Source organism: Thiomonas sp. X19 (genome assembly GCF_900089495.1).
In the GTDB taxonomy this organism is placed as follows: Bacteria; Pseudomonadota; Gammaproteobacteria; order Burkholderiales; family Burkholderiaceae_C; genus Thiomonas_A.
In genome coordinates this window covers 175758-194970 of record NZ_LT605203.1, presented here as the reverse complement: position 1 = coordinate 194970, position 19213 = coordinate 175758, and the positions used below count along the sequence as shown (strand labels likewise).

The window sequence follows — 19213 nt, the reverse complement described above, 5'->3', positions numbered from 1 at the left end:
TTGCTTACTTGTCGCTGATGACGATTGGCGGCTCGATCGCGCCCTGGTCAAGACCCCACTTTTTCATCATGGCAAGTTGCGCCCCGGATTTCTGAATTTCACCGAGGGCCAGGACGATGGCGTCGCGCAGCTTGGGGTTGCTCTTCGACACGCCGATGCCAATGTGATACGGCAGCGTCACGGCAACCGCCTTGCTGAGCTTGTCCGGATAGGCTTTGACGGCCTGATCGACGGTGTTGACATCGTTGATATAAGTATCCGCGCGCCCGGCGAGGATGGCCTGAATGCAGGCGGCGTTGTTGTCGTACAGCTGCAGTTGTGGCGCCGGCTTGCCGGCGGCCTTGCAGGGTTCCGCCAGGTTCTGCACCAATGGCACCTCGACGAACCCGGTGTTCTCGGCTGCGGTCGTCCCGCACATCGACAGGTTGATTCCAGTGATGCGCTTCGGATTGCCCTTGGCGACCAGAACACCGTCGAAGACCTTCGAGTAAGTGATGAAGTCGGCGGCTTTGGCGCGCTCCTTCGTCGCGTAGATGTCCGAGATCACGAGGTCGGCCTGGCCGCTTTGCAGCGTCGGCAGCAGTGCCGCGAATGCGACGGGTGTGTATTTCAACGAGAAGCCCAGGCAACTTCCGAGCGCCTCGGCGAGATCGATATCGAACCCGACATAGTGGCTCGGGTCTTTCGGGTCCAGCGCCTCGTAGCCCGGCGTATGCGGGTTGATGGCATCGACCAGCGTTTTTCCTTTGAACTCCGGATATTGGGCTTGCAGCGATTGGCAAACCGGTGATCTCGCGAGATCGGCAGCATGCGCGGAGCCAGGACTCGCAGCCCAGGCTACTGTGGCAAACAGGGCCACGAACAGCCATTGGCGCCAGCCGCGGCCGGCCGCTCCACCTTGTGAACACTGCGTACCCAGGCATTCCGTGTCAGTCAACATGTCAAATTCTCCGGTTGTGAAGAGGCAAGTCCGTGGGGATGCAACCCCGTACATCACCGTGTCGATCGGCGAACGGCGGATCAACAACGAGCCGTTGTGCAAGGCGTGAGAAAGATGCTAGGCAGCGCGTCGACTTAAAGCTTGCGCTGCAGCGCACAATCTCTTGTCCAAAACCGCAACTTTGTCCGGCACCCCGAAATGGCGGCATCTTCCGGGCATGCGGATGGCGCGCAATGGCGTGGATTGCGGGCTTGTCTTGTGCAAATGCAGCACGTCTTTTTATGATCCGGGAACGCGTCATGCTCCTGCTGGCGCGCCTCCAACCACGGACCTTTCTCATGCCCCCCATCTTCCACATGATTTCAGGCGCCCCGGACCCGGTGGCGCCATTCAGCCATGCCGTCGAAGCCGACGGCTGGGTTTTTGTCACGGGGCAGATGCCATTCAGCGGCACGTCGCTGGACTCGTCCTACCCCGAGGGCATCGAGGCGCAGACGCACCAGGTGATGAAGAATCTCGCAACCGTGCTCGAAGGCTGCCGACTGACGCTTGCGAACGTGGTTTCCGTGCGCATTTTTCTCCTGCATTTCGACGCCGACTACGACGCGATGAACCGCGTCTATGCAAGCTACTTCCCGCCCGGGCGGCGGCCGGCCCGCACCTGCGTGGGTGTGTCGGGTTTGGCCAAGGGCGCGCGCGTCGAGATCGACATGGTGGCCAGGCGCGACTGACCGGCGCATGCGAACCCGGCGGCATCATTCGCGCGCCACGTCAGCGGCTGCCGGATGGCGCGGCTCAAAAGCAGGGCGGCATGTTCCAAACCGGTGCTTTTCGCACCAAGAGGTGACGGCGCCGGCGTCATGCCCGCCCGCACGTGCCCATCCACCCCCGGTGTGAGACCCGCTGCGGTTCGATGCCCCTCCAGGCACGTTCCTTGCATGGCTGCTGGAGCACGGAATTGGTGGTTGATCGCCAATTGTTGTTTTGCGTTTGACAGGGCCGCTAGGGTTCCGGCTTCTTCGCGAAGTGCCTGGTCCGAGAGCAGCCCGGCCTCCTCTGGAGGCTCCACGGAGGGATAAAAGCCCGGGAGAAAAGCGTCGTCACCGCTTTCTTCCGTGCCGTCCTCAACCCTCATACCCGGAGCCTCAACCATGCCGTTCGTCCGCAGAGTCGCCTTGCGCACCCTTGCAAGCCTTGCCGCTTTCGCCTCCCTCACCGTCTCGGGCGTGCAAGTCGCCCAAGCCACGCAGCCCATGAATATCGGCACCGTGGTCTGGATCGGCTACGGCCCCTTCTACGTCGCCGACGCCAAAGGCTTCTTCAAGCACTACGGCCTCGACGCCAAGCTGCAGAATTTCAACGATCCGGCGCTGATCCCATCGGCCATTGCCAGCAAGGCCGTCGAGGGCGGCATGCTCACCTACGACCAGGTCATCGGCTCGGACGCCAAGGGCCTGCACCTCCAGGTGGTCATGCCGATCGACTATTCCAACGGCGCGGACGCCATCGTCGCCAAGACGGACATCACCAAGATCACCCAGTTCAAGGGCCAGAAGATCGGCTACAACCCGTTGTCGCCCTCGGACTTCCTGCTGTCCTATGCGCTGTTGAAGAACGGCATGGGGGAGAAGGACATTCAATCCGTCAGCATGACCCCCGAGCAGGTGCCGGCGGCCATGGCCTCGGGCGGCATTCCGATCGGCGTGACCTATGAGCCCAGCCTGTCGCAGATCGTGGCGATGGAAGGCGGCAAGAAGTTCCACGTGGTGTTCTCGTCCAAGGACGCGCCGGGCCTGATCACCGACGTGCTGGTGTTCAACAAGGCCTATATCGCGTCGCATCCGAAGGAAGTCAAAGCCACGATCCAGGCCTATCTGGAAGGTCTGGCGTATATGAAGTCGCATCCGGACGACGCCGACGCCATCATCGGCAAGGCCATGGGCATTTCCGCGAAGGACGTGAAGGAGCAGATGTCCGGCGTGTTCAACATTCCCCTGCCCGGCATGGTGAAGACCTTCACCAAGTCCGCCGCGACCACTTCCCTCTACGGCAGCGGGCCGGTGATCGGCAAGGTGCTGATGGGCAAGAAGCAGATCGCCTCCGTGCCGCCCATTGCCGACACGTTCGATGCCAAGTTCGTGATGCAACTCGCCAAGTAAACGCCAAGAAGGAGCCACCGCGCGCACGCCATGCGGTGCGGCGCCTCCCGCAAAGCCGAAGTCCTGGAGACCCATGATGGCAAGCACCATCTTTCGCTACGACGACAGCGCCGCCCCCAATGCTCTTGCCTTGGGCTATACGGTCCTCGGCTACATCGCCGGCCTGGCGCTGCTGCTTGCGGATGCCTGGTGGCTCAACGCGGTGGGCGTGCTCCTGCTCGCCCATGCGCTGACCTACTCGGCCTATTTCCTGCACGAATTCGCCCACGGCACGATCTTCAGGACCAATGCCGCGAACCAGCGCGGCGGCACGGCGATGAGCTGGATCAACGGCAGCTGCTACGCACCGTTCGCCGACCTGCGGCGCAAGCACATGCGGCACCACATCGACCGCGCCGACGTCATCACCTTCGACTACAAGCGCTTCCTGCGCACCGCGCCGGCGTGGCTGCGCGCGCTGGTGGTGGCACTGGAATGGGCCTACATCCCGGCGGTCGAATTCATCATGCGCGCCTACGTCATGCTGCTGCCCTTCATCGAGCCGCAGCGCGCTGCGGGCCGCAAGCGCATCCTGGCCGTGCTGGCCGCGCGCCTGGCGTTCTTCGCCGCGCTGGCTTGGGTTTCGCCCAAGGCCGTGCTGCTGTATTTCGTCGCCTACCTGCTGTTCATCACGGTGCTGCGCTTCGCCGACGCCTACCAGCACACCTACGACGCCTTCGCCGTGCTCACCGGCGGCAGCATTCCCGGCGACAAGGTGCGCGACCACGACTACGAGCAGCACAACACCTATTCCAACCTGGTCTCGGTCGGCCACCCCTGGCTCAATCTGCTGCTGCTCAACTTCAGCTATCACAACGCGCACCACGAGAAGCCCACCGCGCCCTGGCACCGACTGCCGGCTTTGCACCGCGAGCTGTATGCCGACAAAGATATGCAGGTGCTCCCGATGTCCACCCTGCTGCGCGGCTTCCATCGCCACCGCGTCAAGCGCGTGCTGAGCGACGACTACGGCGTGGTCAAGGCCGGCGCGGGCAAAGCCGAAGGCTTCTACGGCGCGGTGGGCGTGTCCTTCCTCACGGCGGTCTGAGGCGCGGTGCGCGATGACGACTTCACGGGCAGGACGGCGTTGGTGACAGGCGCCGCCACCGGCATCGGCCGCGCCATGGCCGTGGCCATGGCCGACGCGGGCGCGACGGTCATCGTCAATCACCTCGGCCGTGCGGAACTGGCGGATGAAACCGTGGCGCTGATCGAGGCTGCGGGCGGGTCGGCCTGGGCGGTGGAGGCCGACGTGTCGCAGGGCGTCGCGGTGCGCGGCATGATGGACGCCTGCCTGCGGCGCCACGGCGGCGTCGACATCCTGGTCAACAACGCCGGCATCCTGCTGGAGAAACCCTTTCTGGACATCAGCGAGGCGCAATGGGACCATGTGCTGGCCACCGACCTCAAGTCCGTGTTCCTGTGCTGCCAGGCCGCGCTGCCTGCCATGCTGAGCCGCGGCAACGGCTGCATCATCAACGTGGCGTCCGAACTGGGCTATCTCGGCCGCGCCGGATTCACCGCGTACACGGCGGCCAAGGCCGGGGTCATCACGCTGACGCGCTCGCTGGCGCGCGAGTTCGCGCCAAGGGTGCGCATCAACGCCATCGCCCCCGGGCCGGTGGACACGCCCATGCTGGGGCTCGAGCAGATGAGCGCGGCCTGGGCGGCGAAGGAGGCCGACGTGCCGATGGGGCGCGTCGGCCGCCCGGAGGAGATCGCCGCCACCGCCGTGTTCCTCGCCTCCGCGCACGCCAGCTATTACTGCGGCCAGACCCTCAGCCCCAACGGCGGGGCGCTGATGGCGTAGGGCCTGTGAACGCTATTGATACGCCCGCTTGCCACGAAAGGAGGATGGAATGAACCCCGTGATGATGGACCGCATGAGCTGGATGGCGTACAGGGACCGCATCGCCGAGGACAGCCCGGTGATGTTCCTGCCCTGCGGCGCGCTCGAACAGCACGGCCCGCACTTGCCGCTCGGCACCGATGCCCTGCTGGCCACTGCCGTGGCGGCCGGCGCCGCGGCGCGCCTCGACGGCATCGTCGCGCCCGCGCTGAGCTACGGCTACAAGTCCCAGCCCAAGTGCGGCGGCGGCCAGCACTTCCCCGGCACCACCAGCCTGGACGGCGCCAGCCTGATCCAGATCACCCGCGACGTCATCCGCGAATTCGCCCGCCACGGCGTGCGCAAGCTGGTGGTGGTGGTCGGGCATTACGAGAACCAGTGGTTCGTCACCGAGGGCATCGACCTGGCGCTGCGCGAACTCGGCCCGGGAAGCCCGCTGCGCGTCATGCGCCTGGAGTACTGGGACTTCCTCACCGAACAGACCCTGGCGAACGTGTTCCCGCACGGCTTTCCCGGCTTCGCGCTGGAGCACGCTGCGGTGATCGAGACCTCGCTGATGCTGCACCACCACCCGGAGCTGGTGCGCATGGACCTGCTGCCGGACGACGGCCCCGCGCAGTTCCCGCCCTACGACATCTACCCGCCGCGTCCCGCGTGGGTGCCGCCGTCGGGCGTGCTGTCGTCCGCGCGCGGCGCGGACGCGGCCAAGGGCGCGGCCATGTCGCAGGAACTGACCGAACGCCTGGTCGCCGCCATCCGCGCGGAGTTCGGAGGCTGAGATGGCGTCCGCGGCGCAACACCCTCCCGCCCTGCGCCGCGACACCGCGCTGCTGGTCATCGACATGCAGCGCGACTTTCTCGATCCACGCGGCTATGCGGCCCGCGCCGGGCTGAACACAGCCCTGCTGCGCCAGGCGATCCCCGGCGCGCAGCGCCTGCTGGCCGCGGCCAGGCGCCGGGGGATGGTCGTCATCCACACCCGCGAGGGCCACCGCGCCGACCTCTCCGACTGCCCATCGGCCAAACTGGAACGCGCCGCGCGCGCCGGGGCGCCGATCGGCACCCCCGGTCCGCTGGGCAGGCTGCTGGTGCGCGGCGAGCACGGCCACGGCATCATCGACGAACTCGCGCCGCTGGCCGGCGAGCCCGTGGTGGACAAGCCGGGCTACAGCGCCTTCCACCAGACCGACCTGCAGCAGATCCTCGCCGCGCAGGGCATTGGCGAACTCATCCTGTGCGGCGTGACCACCGAGGTCTGCGTCCACTCCACCCTGCGCGCCGCGGTGGACCTTGGCTACCGCTGCCGCCTGGCCGGCGACGCCTGCGCCTCGGCCTACCCCGCCCTGCACCACGCCGCGCTGGACATGGTGGCGGTGGAAGGCGGCATCTTCGGCAGCGTGCATGCCAGCGCCGCGCTCGCCGACGCCATCGACACCATGCCTCGGGAGGCCGCATGACCCAGGTACTGCGCATGTGGCCCCTGCTCACCGCCACGCACCGCTACGACAAGTCCATCTCCACCCGCAACCGCGGCCAGGGCGAGATCATCGAAGCCCCCATCCTGGCCTATCTGATCGAGACCGCGCAGGGGCGCATCCTCTACGACGTGGGATGCGATTACGGCAAGATCGCCGACCCGCGGCAGCGCGAGCGCTACTACGCCCCGCAGACCTTCGCCTTCGGCGCCCCCGACATGCACGAGGACCAGCGCCTGCCCAGCCATCTGGCGCGGCTCGGCCTGAGCCCGGCGGACATCGATGTGGTCTTCCTCGGCCACCTGCACTTCGACCACGCGGGCGGCCTGTGCGAGGTGTGCGGCGCCGAGGTGCATGTGCAGCACGACGAAATGGCCGCCGCGCGCAGCGGCCTGGACCCCGCCTACTTCCCGGACGACTTCGCCGGCAGCCATCGCTGGAAGCTGATGCGCGGCGAATACGACCTCCTGCCGGGCGTGCGCGCGGTGTCCAGCCCGGGGCATACCGCCGGGCACATGTCACTGTGGGTCGAGTTGCCGCGCGGCGCGCCCGTGATCCTCTGCGGCGACGCCGCCGACCTGGAGGAAAACCTGCGCGACGAAATCGCTCCCGGCATCTGCTGGCTGGAGCGCGAGAACCAGGCCCTGGACAGCATTCGCAAGCTCAAGGCGCTGGCCGCGCGTGAGAAGGCTGCGCTGTGGCCCAACCATGACCTGGCGTTCTGGAAGGGCCTGCGCCACTTCCCGGAATGGCACGACTGATGCCCGACACCGTCCCCCCGCACTACCAGGGCCTGTGGCGCCGCACCCTGCTGACCGCGCCGGGCCTGCGCGACGACACCACGCTGGTGCTGTGGCTGCAGACCGCCCGATGGCACGCCGATCTGCGCATCCCGGCCGACCGCCCGCCATGCACCGGCCGCGCTTCGTTGCAGGACTGCAGCCGCCACGAACTGCTCGGGCTGCTGCGCCAGGAAGGCTTCGCCGGCAGCACACGGGTGCAGGGCGACACCTGCGAATGGCTGCGCCAGCTGGACTACCGCCCCAAGGGCCGGCGCGACCTCGGCAGCATGGCCTTCTCGCCGGCCTGCGACGCCATCGACGAAGTCGGCATCGAGGCCGATTACGCCGAACGCTGGGAGCGTGAGCCGCAAGGCAGCGGCACACAGACCATGATCCACGTTCCGGACGAACGCGCACTCGTCCTATGGCTGGCCTCGGGGCCATGTTTCATGCGCGTACGTCCGCGTGCCATGCGCGCGGAGGAGGTTCGTGCCGTCTGGACCCGGGTACAAAACGGCTCCGCGCACGACGACGAACTACGCCGGCTGGCCGACTTCGAGCTCTCCTTCGGCGTCATCGCGCAAGGCCGGGGCCATATCCAGCACTCGACCCTGCCATGGATGGAAGGGCAGCAGCTCGCGCTTCCCTTCCAGGCCGATGCCGCGATGGCGCAGCCGCCCGACCCCAAGGCCATGAACGAGGCTTGACGGCTAGGCCGTCATCGCCGCCCGATACGCCCGCCATCCGCCGAACGCCGTGATGTCCCGTGCGCCTTCGATGCCGATGCCTTCGCAGATGAAACCGGTCAGCGTGCTGCCATCTTCAAGCTGCAGGCTACCGATGCCAAGAGGCGCCGGGATGCCGGCGACGAAGGAGCCGAAGTTGGAGGCGGGTAGCTCCCACACTTCGCAGGCAATCGCAGCGCCGCCGATGGCGACGCGGATCAGGGCGGGGCGTTTGCCGTCGGGCAGGGCGTAGAGCTTGTAGTGGGGCGCCGTGCGGGTTTCAAGCACGCGCCGCGCGCTGCGCGAGGTGAGCTGCCCGTTGAGCGGCAGGCCGCTGAGGTGGGCGCCGACCACGGCGACGCGCACCTGGCCGCTGGGCACGGCAGACGCGGTCGGGGCGCTCGGGGCCAATTCCACGATGGCCGGCGCTGCGGTTTCGACCGCGCCGCAAGGCAGCCTCCGGTGGTGCTGCCAGCGCTCGGCCAGGTGCAGCAAGGGCACGTCCTGGTGGGCCGGTGCGAACAGGGTGATGCCCAGCGGCAGGCCGTCCTTGCGGAAGCCCGCGGGCACGGCAATGGCGGCGTAGTCCAACAGGTTCATGAAGTTGGTGTACAGCCCCAAGTCAGTGTTGCGGGCCATGGGCTCGGCCAGCATTTCGGCGCGGGTGTAGATGGTGCCGGCGGTGGGCGTGACGATGCAGTCCACCTTGTGCCACACCGGCGCGCACAGGCGCTGCAGCTCGCGCAGCCGGTACTGCGCGGCGAAGGCGTCGGCGGCGAGCGGCTTGGCGCCGCCCAGGGTGATGGTGCGCGTCACCGGGAACAGCGCCTCGGGCTGGGCGTCGATGAAGCTGCGGATGGCCTGGTAGCGCTCGGCCACCCAGGGGCCGCCGTAGAGCAGGCGCGCGGTGTCGATGAAGGGGGCGAAGCCGATCTCGACGGCCTCGCCGCCCAAGCGCTGCAGCCGTGCCACGGAGGCGTCGAACAGGCGTTCGGATTCGGCGTCGCCGAAGAACTGCAGGTCCTTGCGCGCGGGCACGCCGAAGCGAAAATGCGCCGCGCGGCCAAAGTCGAAGCCATGGGGCTGGGCGGGGCGCGAATAAGGATCGGCCGCGTCCTCGCCCAGCGCCACGCCGAACACCTGGTGTGCATCGCTGGCCGACAGGGCGAAGATGGACACCACGTCGAGCGAGCGGCAGGCGGGGACCACACCGTGGGTGGAGATCAAGCCGCAGGTGGCCTTCAGGCCGATGAGATTGTTGAACGCGGCCGGCACGCGGCCCGAGCCCGCCGTGTCGGTGCCGAGTGAAAAGCTCGCCAGCCCCAGGGCCACGGCCACAGCCGAGCCGGAGCTGGAGCCGCCCGAGATGTAGTCGGGGTCGAAGGCGTTGCGGCAGGCGCCGTAGGGCGAGCGCGTGCCGTTGAGCCCGGTGGCGAACTGGTCGAGGTTGGCCTTGCCCATGGCGATGGCGCCGGCGTCGAGCAGCTTCTGCACCACCGTGGCGGACTGCTGCGGCGTGTAGGCGTAGGCCGGGCAGGCGCAGGTGGTGGGCACGCCGGCCAGGTCGATGTTGTCCTTGACGGCGAAGGGCACACCGTACAGCGGCAGGCCGTCCATGCCGTGCGCCTCCAGCTCGCGGGCGCGGGCCAGCAGGCGTTCGCGTTCCGGCGGGGTGATCCAGATGGCGTGGTCGGGGTAGCGCGCGTTGCGCGCCAGCAGCTCATCGATCAGGACGGTGGGGGTCAGGCCGGCATTGCGATATGCGGCATGCAGCGCGGGGATGGTCAGGCTCGCGAGCATTCAGGTCTCCGTCAAGATCAACAGGTTTTGTCCGGCGCTCACCGCCCCGCCTTCGCGGCACAGCAGGCGCTCGACCACGCCGCTGGACGGCGCGGCCACGCTGATTTCCATCTTCATCGATTCCAGGATGCACAACACCTCACCGGCTTGCACGGCCTGGCCAGGTTGGGCAAACACCTTCCACACACTGCCCGCGACATGGCTGGCCACCGGGCGGGCGCCGTGGGGCAGGTCGAGTTCGCTGTCGCTGCCGGCGCTTCCGATGTCGGCATCGCGAGTCCAGTCGGCCTGGCCGGTTTGCGCCCAATGCTCGCGTTCCGCAGCGAAAGCCTGCTGCTGCCTGGCGCGAAAGGCCGCAATGCTCTCGGCCTCGTTGGCGAGGAAGCGACGGTAGTCGGCCAGGCGGAAGCGGTCTTCGCGGATGTCGAGTTCGTAGCGGCCATGCAGGAAGTCGGCGCGGATGGTGGCCAGCTCTTCGGTGCTCACCGGGAAGAAGCGCACCTGGTCGAAAAAGCGCAGCAGCCAGGGCTTGCCATCGGTGAACGCGGGTGTCTGGCGCCAGCGGTTCCACATCTGCAGGGTGCGGCCGACGAACTGGTAGCCGCCGGGGCCTTCCATGCCGTAGACGCACATGTAGGCGCCGCCGATGCCCACGGCGTTCTCCGGCGTCCAGGTGCGCGCCGGGTTGTACTTGGTGGTGACGAGGCGGTGGCGCGGGTCCAGCGGCGTGGCCACCGGCGCGCCCAGGTACACGTCGCCCAGGCCCAGCACCAGATAGCTGGCCTCGAACACGGTGCGCAGCACGTCGTCCACCGACTCCAGCCCGTTGATGCGGCGGATGAACTCGATATTGCTCGGGCACCACGGCGCGTCCTTGCGCACGCCGGCCATGTATTTCTCGATGGCCAGGCGGGTGGCGGGGTCGTCCCAGCTCAGCGGCAGATGGACGATGCGCGAGGGCACCTCCATATCCTCGGCGGGTGGCAAGGCGGCCTCGGCACGTTGCAAGACCTGCAGCAAATCGGGCAAGGGCAGCACGCGGTTGTCGTAATGAATCTGCAGCGAACGGATGCCGGGGGTGAGGTCGATGATGCCGGGCAGGTGCTGTGCCTCGATCCATTGCATCAGCGCATGCACCCGCAGGCGCAATTCCAGATCGAGCACCAGCGGACCGTATTCCACCAGCAGATTCTTGTCGCCGGCCACGCGATACACCACACCGACCGGATGATCAGGAGAGCCCCCAGACTGCTGCCCTGCAGCAGCCGCCCCCCGAGGGGGTTGGGGAAACTTCGGGCGGCCGTGCGTTCCCCCAGGCGCTTGCATTTGCGCGACGACGGGCGACTCCAGCGCCGGGGCGACGGCCAGTGGTGGATCGAGAGGGAGGCAGTCGGGCGCATCCAGCAGGCGCAGTGCCGCATCCTGCGCGGCTTCCAGCCTGGCGGCTTCGTCCAGGCTCACCGGCACGAAGCGCACCGTGTTGCCGGGGCGCAGCTGGCCCAGCTTCCACAGGTCGGCGGCGACCACCACGCCGGGGCAGACGAAGCCGCCCAGGCTGGGGCCGTCGGGACCGAGCAGGATGGGCATGTCGCCGGTGAAGTCGATGCTGCCCACGGCATAGGCGTTGTCGTGGATGTTGGACGGATGCAGCCCGGCTTCGCCACCGTCGCGCCGCACCCACGCGGGCTTGGGGCCGATGAGGCGCACGCCGGTGCGGTTGGAGTTGTAGTGCACCTCCCAGGCGGTGGCGAACAGCATGGCCACGTCGGCGTCGGTGAAAAAGTCCGGCGCGCCGTGCGGGCCGTAGCGCACCGCGATGTCCCATTGCTTGGCGTACACCGGGCGCGCTTTGGCTGCCGCTTCGCAGCCCGGCTGCGATTGCGGATTGCTGCTCAGGTGCAGCACGTCCCCGGTGCGCAGCGTGCGCCCGGCATGGCCGCCGAACTGGCCGAGGGTGAAGGTGGCGCGGCTCCCTAGGTACAACGGCGCATCGAATCCCCCCGCCACGGCGAGATAGGCGCGACAACCCGCAGCGCCTGCGCTGCCGAGCTTGAGCACTTGGCCAGTTCGTACCGCATGGCTGCGCCAGAATGCGACCGGCTGGCCATCCAGCGTCGCGGGCATGTCGGCGCCGGTGAGCGCGAACACGCTGTCGGTGTTGAACCTCAGGGTCGGCCCGGCCAGGGTGAGTTCCAGCGTCGCGGCATCCGCCGGGTTGTCCAGCAGGCGGTTCGCGGCGCGGTGCGCCAGCGCGTCCATCGGGCCGGAGGGCGGCACGCCCACGTCCCAATGGCCCAGCCGTCCCGGCCAGTCTTGCAGGCTGGTCTGCACGCCAGGATCGAGCACGTCCACCGTGCGCGCCAGAACATGCAGCCCGTCGAGATAGCGGGTGGTCTGGCGCCCCTGCACGAAGGTGGCATCGGCCACGATCTGCCGCAGATAGCCGAGATTGGTCTCGAAGCCGTAGAGCCGCGTGCTCGCCAGCGCGGCTTGCATGCGTGCCAGCGCATCAGTGCGGTCGCTGCCATGCACGATGAGCTTGGCCAGCATGGGGTCGTAAAACGCGCTGACCTCGGAACCGGTCTCGACCCAGGTTTCCACGCGCACACCGGGCGGGAACACCACCTCGGTGAGCAGGCCGGCGGCGGGCTGGAAGTTCTTCGCCGGGTCTTCGGCGTACACCCGCACCTGGATGCTGTGGCCGCGCGGCGCGTGCGCATGGCCGGCGCTGGGCGACTCGCCCGCGGCCTGGCGCACCATCCACTCCACCAGGTCCACGCCGCCGACCTCCTCGCTCACGCCATGCTCGACCTGCAGCCGGGTGTTGACCTCGAGGAAGTAGAACGCGCCGGTGCCGGCGTCGAGCACGTATTCCACCGTGCCGGCGTTGCGGTAGTTCACGCTGCGCATCAAACGCAGCGCGGTGGCGCACAGGGACTGGCGCACCGCATCCGGCAGGTTGGGCGCCGGGGTTTCCTCGATCACCTTCTGGTTGCGGCGCTGCACCGAGCAGTCGCGCTCGCCGAGGTGCACCACATGCCCGGCGCCGTCGCCGAACACCTGCACCTCGATGTGGCGCGCCGCCTGCACGTACTTCTCCAGGTAGATGCCGGCTTCCTTGAAGTTCGCGCGCGCCAGGCGGTCGACCCGGGCATAGGCTTCCTGCAACTGGTCCTCGCTCCAGATCAGCTGCATGCCGATGCCGCCGCCGCCCGCCGTGCTCTTGAGCATCACCGGAAAACCGATGCGCCGCGCCTCCGCCAGCGCATGGCCGGCGTCGGTCAGCAAGCCGGTTCCCGGCAGCAGCGGCACGCCGTTCTGCCGTGCCAGTTCACGCGCCGTGTGCTTGAGGCCGAAGGCGCGCATCTGCGCCGGCGTGGGGCCGATGAAGGCGATGCCCGCGTCTTCGCAGGCCGCGGCGAAATCCGGGTTCTCCGACAGGAAACCGTAGCCCGGATGGATGGCCTGCGCCCCGGTCTGCCGTGCCGCGTCGAGGATGGCCTCGGCCTTCAGATAGCTCTGCGCCGCCGGGCCCGGGCCGATGCACACGGCGGCGTCGGCCATGCGCACGTGGGCGCTGTCGCGGTCGGCCTCGGAATACACCGCCACGGCACGGATGCCCATGCGCTTGAGGCTGCGGACGATGCGGCAGGCGATGGCGCCGCGGTTGGCGATCAGGACGGTGTCGAACATGTCAATGCCCGCCTGGCAAGGCATGTCGACGCGGTGAGATGGGCTGCTGTTTCATCTTGGGCTGCGGCGGGCCGTCCCGTTGGGAAGAGGAGCCTGCCGGGTCGTCCAGGCAGGGGATTGGAGGGGCCTCAGTTCCAGATCAGCAGGCGCACGGGCGTGGGGTTGTAGGCGTTGCACGGGTTGTTGAGCTGCGGGCAGTTGGAGATGAGGCACAGCACGTCCATCGCGGCGCGCATTTCCACGTACTTGCCCGGCGCCGACACGCCGTCGGCGAACTGCAGCCCGCCTGTTGGCGTGACCGGCACGTTCATGAAGAAGTTGATGTTGCTGGTCAGGTCGCGCTTGGTCAGCCCGCCGTCGTACTGCCACAGGCACTTGAGGAAAGTGTCGCGGCAGGAATGCATGGGCCGTTTGTCCAGCGCGTAGCGCACGGCGTTGCTCTCGGCCGCGCAGGCGCCGCCCAGAGTGTCGTGGCGGCCGCAGGTGTCGGCGGTGATGGCGAGCATCTCGCGGCCGTGGCTGGACATCAGCCTGCTGCCGGCGGTGAGGTAGATCGCGCCCTGCTGTTTGAGGGTTTCGGTGGCGCTGTAGCGCTCGGTGACGTCGTGCGCGTTGTAGAACAAGGTGTCCACGGCCTGGTTGCCTTCCAGGTCCAGGATGCGGAAGGTCTGGCCGGCCCTGATGGGGTGCAGCCAGCCCCCGCCTGCGGGAAGAACGTGGTCGTACACGGCGGTGCCGGGGTCGAGCGGACTTTCGACGAGATGGAAGGAGGACATGGCGAGTCGGAGGGTGGATCGGGTTCAGCGGACCAGCAGGTCGGTGCGGTAGAAGCCGCGCTGGTTCTCGGCGCAGGCATTGCGGCAGACGTCGCCGGCATCGGCCGGGCCGCAGCGCCAGGCGCTGAGGTTGATGTCGCTGGGCGCGTAGTCGGGCCGCGGGTCCAGCGGGTGCGGCGCGGCGGAGAACACCGCCAGCACGTCCATGTCGAAGCGCAGGTCGAGCCACGCGCCTGCGCGTCCGTGGGCGGTGTCGAAGTGCAGCCTGCCGTCGGCGTCGGCCGCGACCTTGCTGAACCAGTTGACGTTGGGCACCAGGTCCTTGCGCCCCAGGCCGTACTTGCCGAGTTCGATCAGCAGGCCGTCCTCGGCGCTGCGGTGCATCGCGTTGCGGTGGGTCTGGTAGCTGGTGTTTCCGTACCGGGCCTGGATGCCGGCATCGGTGGACAGGCCGCCGAGGGTGTCGTGCCAGCCGCAGAGATCCGCCGTGATGGAGCACATCACCCGGCCCATGTCGGAATACAGCGCGTGCCCCTGCGTCAGCATCGCGGTGTGCTGCGCCTTGAGGGTGTCGGGCATGTTGTAGCGCTCGAGCTTCTCGTCGGCGCGGTAGAACAGGGCCGCGAGGTTGGCGCGCCCGCCGGTGTCGGTGAGGCGCAGCGCGGTGCCGCGCCGCATCAGCCCGGACCAGTGGCAACCGCCCGGCAAAAGCTCCTCCCAGAGCAGGGTTTCCGGGGGAACGGGGTTGACGCTCTGCGTCATGCGAAATCTCCTTGTGACGTGCTCACACCTGCCCTCCGAGGGGGCGCGAGTCCGCCGAGGAACGCCCCTCGGCCGTGGCTTCGAGATGCTTGCTGAGCTGATCGAGCTGATCGAGATCCGTCTTCATGCCCGAGGTTTCGCGAATGCGCTGCAGGATCTGGCGCTTGAGGGCGAGGAACTCGGGCGCCGCCTTCAGCTCCTGGTCGCGCCGCCTGCCGAAGGGAGCGCCCACCATGCTGTCGATGCGCCCGGGGCGGGGCGCCATGACCACCACGCGGTCGCCCAGGTACAGCGCCTCGTCCACGTCGTGGGTGACGAAGACGATGGTCGTGCCTTCGAGCTGATGCACATGGCGGATGAGGTCGTGCATCACCTCGCGCGTCTGCGCATCGAGCGCGCCGAAGGGCTCGTCCATCAGCAGCAGCTTGGGGCGGTTCATCAGCGCGCGGGCGATGGCCACGCGCTGCTGCATGCCGCCCGAGAGCTGGTTGGGGTAGTAGTCCGCGGCATGCGCCAGGCCCATGAGCTGGAGCAAGGCGTCGGAGCGGCCGGAAGCCACCTCCACGTCGTTGCTGGTGAGGTTGTCGCGCACCACCCTGAGCTGGCGGCTGAAGCGGATGTTGTCCTTCACCGTCAGCCAGGGGTAGAGGCTGTAGTGCTGGAACACCATGGCGCGGTCCGAGCCTGGGCCGCGAATGGGCTGGCCGTCGAGGATGACGCTGCCGCCGTCGTAGCTCTCCAGCCCGGCGAGGATGCGCAGCAGGGTGGACTTGCCGCAGCCCGAAGCCCCCACCAGCACTAGAAACTCACCCGGTGCGACGCGCAGCGACACGCGGTCCAGCACCAGCAGGGGCTGCTCCTTGCGGCGCGCAAAACTCTTGCTCACGGCCTCGAAATGCACTTCGGATTGCGTCATGGCCTCGGCGCCTCAAACGCGCTTCCAGGGGAAAGCCAGGCGGTAGGCCCAGCGGAATGCCAGGTCGAACAGCAGGCCGATGAGCCCGATGATGAAAATGCCGACAAAGATTTTTGGCGTGTTGAGGAAGCGCTGGCTTTGCAGAATCTGGAAGCCCAGGCCGCTGTTGGCCGCCACCATCTCGGCCACCACCAGATAGGTCCAGGCCCAGCCCATGTTGATGCGCAGGATGTCGAGCAACTCGGGCAGGATGCCGCGCCAGATCACCAGGCTCAGCACCTCGCCCTGGCGCGCGCCCATGGTGTAGGCCACTTCCAGATAGTTCTCGGGAACGCGCCGCACGGCGTCGGCCACCATGACGATGATCTGGAAAATCACGCCGATGAAAATGATGGCGATCTTCGAGCCTTCGCCGATGCCCACCCACAGCAGCACCAGCGGGATGAAGGCCGAGGCCGGCATGTAGCGCACGAAGTCGTTGACCGGCTGCAGCAGCGCCTCGAACCATTTGTAGGCGCCGATGTAAAGGCCCAGCGGCACTCCGATGATGGCCGCGAGCAAGAAGCCCATGACCACGCGGTAGATGCTGATAAAGGTATCGTTTGACAGGCCGTCGTGCAGCCAGTCGCTGAAGCTGTGCACCACGTCCAGCGGCGAGGGCAGGAACAGCGAACCCACCCAGCCGCTTGCGGCCACCACTTGCCAGACGATGAGCGGCAGTAAAAATCCGCTGACCGACAAGGCGACGTAGGCCCAGTTGGGAATGGCCGCGCGGATGCGCAGGCCATCCCTGCAGCGCCGGCTGGTGCGCGGTGTTTGCGACTTGGCAAGCGGCAGGGAACTGCTGGCGTCCAGAGGTTGTGCGCTCATCGTGACTCCAGTGGCGCCATGCGCCTGATCTCTCGTGCGAATGCCAGGACTGCATCAGCCAAGTCAGCAAATACCGCGCCAATCCAACGGACCGCAACTCCCTCGGGGTAAGGCTGCTGCATGGCCTCGGCCTGGGGGTTCTCAAGCAGGCCGTGGCGCAGGTCGGCGGCTGCCAACATCACGGCTTCATCGCGGCTTTCACGATGCCGGCGTCGATGAAGCCGGCCGGATCGGGGGTCGCGGTGATGGCCTTCTGGCTCACGAGAAAGTCACCCGTGGCGGCCGTGCTCACATACAGCGACACCGGCGCCGTGCTCTTGCCCATGGCCTCCAGATTGAGCTTGGCGCCGAACAGCTTGGTGCCGGCCAGGCTGAGGGCGTATTCCTGCGGCTTGAGGCCGACGTGAGGCGCCATGATCTCGGCCGCTTTCATCGGGTTGGCTTCGATGAACTTCACCGCCGCGAACCAGGCCTTGGTCATGCCGACGAAGTCCTTCCGGTGCGCGGCCAGCGCGGCGTCGCGGGCATACACCACGTCTGGAATCAGGCCAGGGGCGGACTTGCTGGTGAACAGGGGATGGCCCGCCTTGTGTTGCTGGATGCGCTCAATCCAGGGGTTCCACACCCCGGCGGCTGGCACCTTGCCGGCAATGAGCGCCGCCGCCGCGTCCCCGGTGGACATATTGACGAAGTTCACGTCCTTCTCGCCCATGCCGTGCATTTTCAGCGCAGTGGCGGCGAGGTAATTCTCGATCGAGCCGATCTCCACGCCCACCGTCTTGCCCTTGAGTTCAGGGAAGGTCTTGATGCTGTTTCTCACCATCAGCGCGTCATTTCCGGCCGAGTTGTCGGTGACCAGAATCACCTTGGCCGGCACCTTCTTCTCCACCGGCGAGAGCGTGTCGATCAAGGCCTGGCAATTGGCATCGATCTGGCCGGCCGACAAGGCGTTGACCGAGGTCATGTAGTCCGGAAACCAGACCAGTTTGACGTCAGCACCGTATTTCTTGAAGTAGCCCTCTTTCTCCGCCACGTACCAGGCCACCCAGCCCGGCCAGTCGGACACGCCCAAGGTCACTTGGGCAAACGAGGGAATCGGGTGCAAGGCCAGCGTCAATAAGCCAGCGGCAGGCAGAACTTTGCGCAACAGGGTTTGCAACAGGGTCATGGCAGGCTCCGGGTTTCAAGGGACAAAGGGGAGGCGCGCCGCAATGGGCGTCCTCCCGGGCTTTTATCCCTCCGTGGAGCTCCGCAGTCGCAAAGCCGGCAAGCTCTTGGACCAGACATCGCGCCATACAAACGCAACCGGAACCCTAGCCCGCCTCAGTGCGCGCCATCAGCGCGCCTCCTGATGAGGTAGAAGCATGAAATATGCCAGCGCAGATCTGCGGCTTTCCCTGAGCATGACCTGTCGGCATGCCGATGGCGCGCGCTGAAGCGAGCAGGTTCGCACCAAGCCGGAGCATCGGCGCGCCTGCATGGTGCGCCAACGGTCGCCGTCAAGCCGCGCGCCTTCCGAACGCGCTTCGGTTCAAGCGGCAGAGTGAAGGCCTCATCGAGCGCGAGCGGATTCGCATCGTCCTGCGCCCGAAGCCTGGGCCAGGGATGCAGCAATGGATCGACGCATTCGACTCTTTCTCCGAGCGCGAGCAGCAGCCTGGACACCGGGCTCGAGAGCGCTGGTGTGCTTGTCGGCATGCACCGGATTTGGCAAAGAGTCTTGCCGTGGTTAGCATGGCCGCGGGCGAGACTGCCGAAGGTGCCGTCATCACCCCAAGCCGTCGGCCAAGGCGATTTCGATCGCGGCGATGAGATGGGCCGCCCGCCCTGGATCAGCAAAGTGCAAACATGACCGTGCCCGAAAGACGGGCGATTGCGAGGAATGGATTGGACGTCAAACAGGAACTGGATCGGGTCGCAGCCCAGGAGACGGAGCTGGCGTGCGAACCCGTCGGCGCGGATGCCGCCTGGCGCCTGGGCTCGTTGCTGCGCGAGGCAGCGCTCGAGCGTTGCGCCGCCCTGGCCATCGAGGTGCGCCTGGGTGGGAAGACGGTGTTCTTCTCGTCGATGGCCGGGGCCACGCCCGCCAACGCCGACTGGGTGCGGCGCAAGCGCAACACCGTCGAGTTGCAGGCGCGCAGTTCGTACGCGGTGGGTCTTGCGCTGGGCATCGAGGGCAGCACGCTGCAGGACAAGATGGGTCTGCCACTGCGCGATTACGCGTCGCATGGCGGCAGCTTTCCGCTGCGCAGCCGCAGCGGGCTGCTATGGGGTGCGGTCACCGTGTCCGGGCTGCCGCAGCGGGAAGATCACGAACTGGTTGCCGCAGTCCTCGCGAAGTGGCTGCGGGAACTGGCGTGATTGGGCTGGGGAGCCGCTTGCGCTGGGGCGTGCAGTCGACTGTGGCGCCGAAACGTCTGGCACCGT

Annotated in this window: 17 protein-coding genes and 2 riboswitches; of the genes, 9 read left to right on the top strand and 8 right to left on the bottom strand. The window is 67.3% G+C overall.

The features are described 5' to 3' along the window. Positions 1-4: 4 nt before the first annotated feature. A complete protein-coding gene (locus THIX_RS01110) occupies positions 5-1042 on the bottom strand; it encodes an ABC transporter substrate-binding protein (RefSeq protein WP_233224334.1) in 1038 nt (345 codons plus the stop codon). A 236-nt stretch (positions 1043-1278) separates the two neighbouring features. Between THIX_RS01110 and THIX_RS01105 the strand changes: the two genes are divergently transcribed. The 8 genes from THIX_RS01105 to THIX_RS01070 all read left to right on the top strand — a co-directional run bounded on the left by THIX_RS01105 (position 1279) and on the right by THIX_RS01070 (position 7951). Continuing rightward, positions 1279-1671 (top strand): RidA family protein, encoded by a 393-nt coding sequence (locus THIX_RS01105; RefSeq protein WP_199195213.1) that lies wholly within the window; start codon positions 1279-1281, stop codon positions 1669-1671. A gap of 260 nt (positions 1672-1931) precedes the next feature. Beyond that, positions 1932-2032: riboswitch (guanidine-I (ykkC/yxkD leader) on the top strand. Between the two features lie 59 nt (positions 2033-2091). Beyond that, on the top strand, positions 2092-3099 hold the full coding sequence (locus THIX_RS01100; protein WP_112484496.1) for an ABC transporter substrate-binding protein: 1008 nt from the start codon (positions 2092-2094) through the stop codon (positions 3097-3099). Positions 3100-3175: 76 nt separating this feature from the next. Beyond that, positions 3176-4186, top strand: coding sequence for a fatty acid desaturase (locus tag THIX_RS01095; protein ID WP_199195212.1), 1011 nt, complete (start codon positions 3176-3178; stop codon positions 4184-4186). A 6-nt stretch (positions 4187-4192) separates the two neighbouring features. Next, positions 4193-4948: an SDR family NAD(P)-dependent oxidoreductase gene (locus THIX_RS01090; RefSeq protein WP_112484494.1), complete on the top strand. Its 756-nt coding sequence runs from the start codon at positions 4193-4195 to the stop codon at positions 4946-4948. Between the two features lie 82 nt (positions 4949-5030). Then, complete coding sequence (locus THIX_RS01085; protein WP_233224332.1) at positions 5031-5765, top strand: creatininase; 735 nt, start codon at positions 5031-5033, stop codon at positions 5763-5765. A 1-nt stretch (position 5766) separates the two neighbouring features. After that, the gene (locus tag THIX_RS01080) at positions 5767-6444 is read left to right on the top strand and encodes a cysteine hydrolase family protein (protein ID WP_112484492.1); all 678 of its coding nucleotides are present in this window, start codon (positions 5767-5769) and stop codon (positions 6442-6444) included. Next, entirely contained in the window at positions 6441-7223 is a 783-nt protein-coding gene (locus THIX_RS01075; protein ID WP_112484491.1) for an N-acyl homoserine lactonase family protein, read from the top strand. Before THIX_RS01080 ends, THIX_RS01075 begins: the two co-directional genes overlap by 4 nt. Next, complete coding sequence (locus tag THIX_RS01070) at positions 7223-7951, top strand: hypothetical protein (RefSeq protein ID WP_112484490.1); 729 nt, start codon at positions 7223-7225, stop codon at positions 7949-7951. Before THIX_RS01075 ends, THIX_RS01070 begins: the two co-directional genes overlap by 1 nt. Positions 7952-7954: 3 nt before the next feature. On the opposite strand, the gene atzF is transcribed toward THIX_RS01070, so the two are convergent. From atzF to THIX_RS01030, 7 genes are all read right to left on the bottom strand, one after another. Continuing rightward, on the bottom strand, positions 7955-9769 hold the full coding sequence (gene atzF / locus THIX_RS01065; protein WP_112484489.1) for an allophanate hydrolase: 1815 nt from the start codon (positions 9767-9769) through the stop codon (positions 7955-7957). Further along, the gene (uca, locus tag THIX_RS01060) at positions 9770-13462 is read right to left on the bottom strand and encodes an urea carboxylase (RefSeq protein WP_112488036.1); all 3693 of its coding nucleotides are present in this window, start codon (positions 13460-13462) and stop codon (positions 9770-9772) included. It lies immediately after the preceding gene. Between the two features lie 128 nt (positions 13463-13590). Further along, complete coding sequence (locus tag THIX_RS01055) at positions 13591-14238, bottom strand: urea amidolyase associated protein UAAP2 (RefSeq protein ID WP_112484488.1); 648 nt, start codon at positions 14236-14238, stop codon at positions 13591-13593. Between the two features lie 24 nt (positions 14239-14262). Beyond that, positions 14263-15000 carry an urea amidolyase associated protein UAAP1 gene (locus tag THIX_RS01050; protein ID WP_112484487.1) on the bottom strand — a complete coding sequence of 246 codons (738 nt, stop codon included), beginning with the start codon at positions 14998-15000 and terminating at the stop codon, positions 14263-14265. A gap of 22 nt (positions 15001-15022) precedes the next feature. Then, positions 15023-15916: an ABC transporter ATP-binding protein gene (locus THIX_RS01045; protein WP_112484486.1), complete on the bottom strand. Its 894-nt coding sequence runs from the start codon at positions 15914-15916 to the stop codon at positions 15023-15025. A gap of 12 nt (positions 15917-15928) precedes the next feature. Continuing rightward, entirely contained in the window at positions 15929-16786 is an 858-nt protein-coding gene (locus THIX_RS01040; protein ID WP_112484485.1) for an ABC transporter permease, read from the bottom strand. A gap of 178 nt (positions 16787-16964) precedes the next feature. Further along, positions 16965-17954, bottom strand: a complete 990-nt coding sequence (locus tag THIX_RS01030) for an ABC transporter substrate-binding protein (protein ID WP_112484483.1) — start codon at positions 17952-17954, stop codon at positions 16965-16967. 50 nt (positions 17955-18004) lie between these two features. Beyond that, positions 18005-18114, bottom strand: a riboswitch (guanidine-I (ykkC/yxkD leader). Positions 18115-18673: 559 nt separating this feature from the next. Here THIX_RS01030 and THIX_RS01025 point away from each other — a divergent pair. Further along, positions 18674-19147: a heme-degrading domain-containing protein gene (locus THIX_RS01025; protein ID WP_199195351.1), complete on the top strand. Its 474-nt coding sequence runs from the start codon at positions 18674-18676 to the stop codon at positions 19145-19147. The last annotated feature ends 66 nt before the right edge of the window (positions 19148-19213 follow it).

What these genes read in the sequence shown, in the direction of transcription:
- THIX_RS01095 (WP_199195212.1), top strand. Translation starts at nt 3,176, where the DNA reads ATGGCAAGCACCATCTTTCGCTACGACGACAGCGCCGCCCCCAATGCT.
- THIX_RS01080 (WP_112484492.1), top strand. Translation starts at nt 5,767, where the DNA reads ATGGCGTCCGCGGCGCAACACCCTCCCGCCCTGCGCCGCGACACCGCG.
- THIX_RS01105 (WP_199195213.1), top strand. Translation starts at nt 1,279, where the DNA reads ATGCCCCCCATCTTCCACATGATTTCAGGCGCCCCGGACCCGGTGGCG.
- THIX_RS01100 (WP_112484496.1), top strand. Translation starts at nt 2,092, where the DNA reads ATGCCGTTCGTCCGCAGAGTCGCCTTGCGCACCCTTGCAAGCCTTGCC.
- THIX_RS01050 (WP_112484487.1), bottom strand. Translation starts at nt 15,000, where the DNA reads ATGACGCAGAGCGTCAACCCCGTTCCCCCGGAAACCCTGCTCTGGGAG.
- THIX_RS01075 (WP_112484491.1), top strand. Translation starts at nt 6,441, where the DNA reads ATGACCCAGGTACTGCGCATGTGGCCCCTGCTCACCGCCACGCACCGC.
- THIX_RS01040 (WP_112484485.1), bottom strand. Translation starts at nt 16,786, where the DNA reads ATGAGCGCACAACCTCTGGACGCCAGCAGTTCCCTGCCGCTTGCCAAG.
- uca (WP_112488036.1), bottom strand. Translation starts at nt 13,462, where the DNA reads ATGTTCGACACCGTCCTGATCGCCAACCGCGGCGCCATCGCCTGCCGC.
- THIX_RS01070 (WP_112484490.1), top strand. Translation starts at nt 7,223, where the DNA reads ATGCCCGACACCGTCCCCCCGCACTACCAGGGCCTGTGGCGCCGCACC.
- THIX_RS01085 (WP_233224332.1), top strand. Translation starts at nt 5,031, where the DNA reads ATGGCGTACAGGGACCGCATCGCCGAGGACAGCCCGGTGATGTTCCTG.
- THIX_RS01045 (WP_112484486.1), bottom strand. Translation starts at nt 15,916, where the DNA reads ATGACGCAATCCGAAGTGCATTTCGAGGCCGTGAGCAAGAGTTTTGCG.
- THIX_RS01055 (WP_112484488.1), bottom strand. Translation starts at nt 14,238, where the DNA reads ATGTCCTCCTTCCATCTCGTCGAAAGTCCGCTCGACCCCGGCACCGCC.
- THIX_RS01030 (WP_112484483.1), bottom strand. Translation starts at nt 17,954, where the DNA reads ATGACCCTGTTGCAAACCCTGTTGCGCAAAGTTCTGCCTGCCGCTGGC.
- atzF (WP_112484489.1), bottom strand. Translation starts at nt 9,769, where the DNA reads ATGCTCGCGAGCCTGACCATCCCCGCGCTGCATGCCGCATATCGCAAT.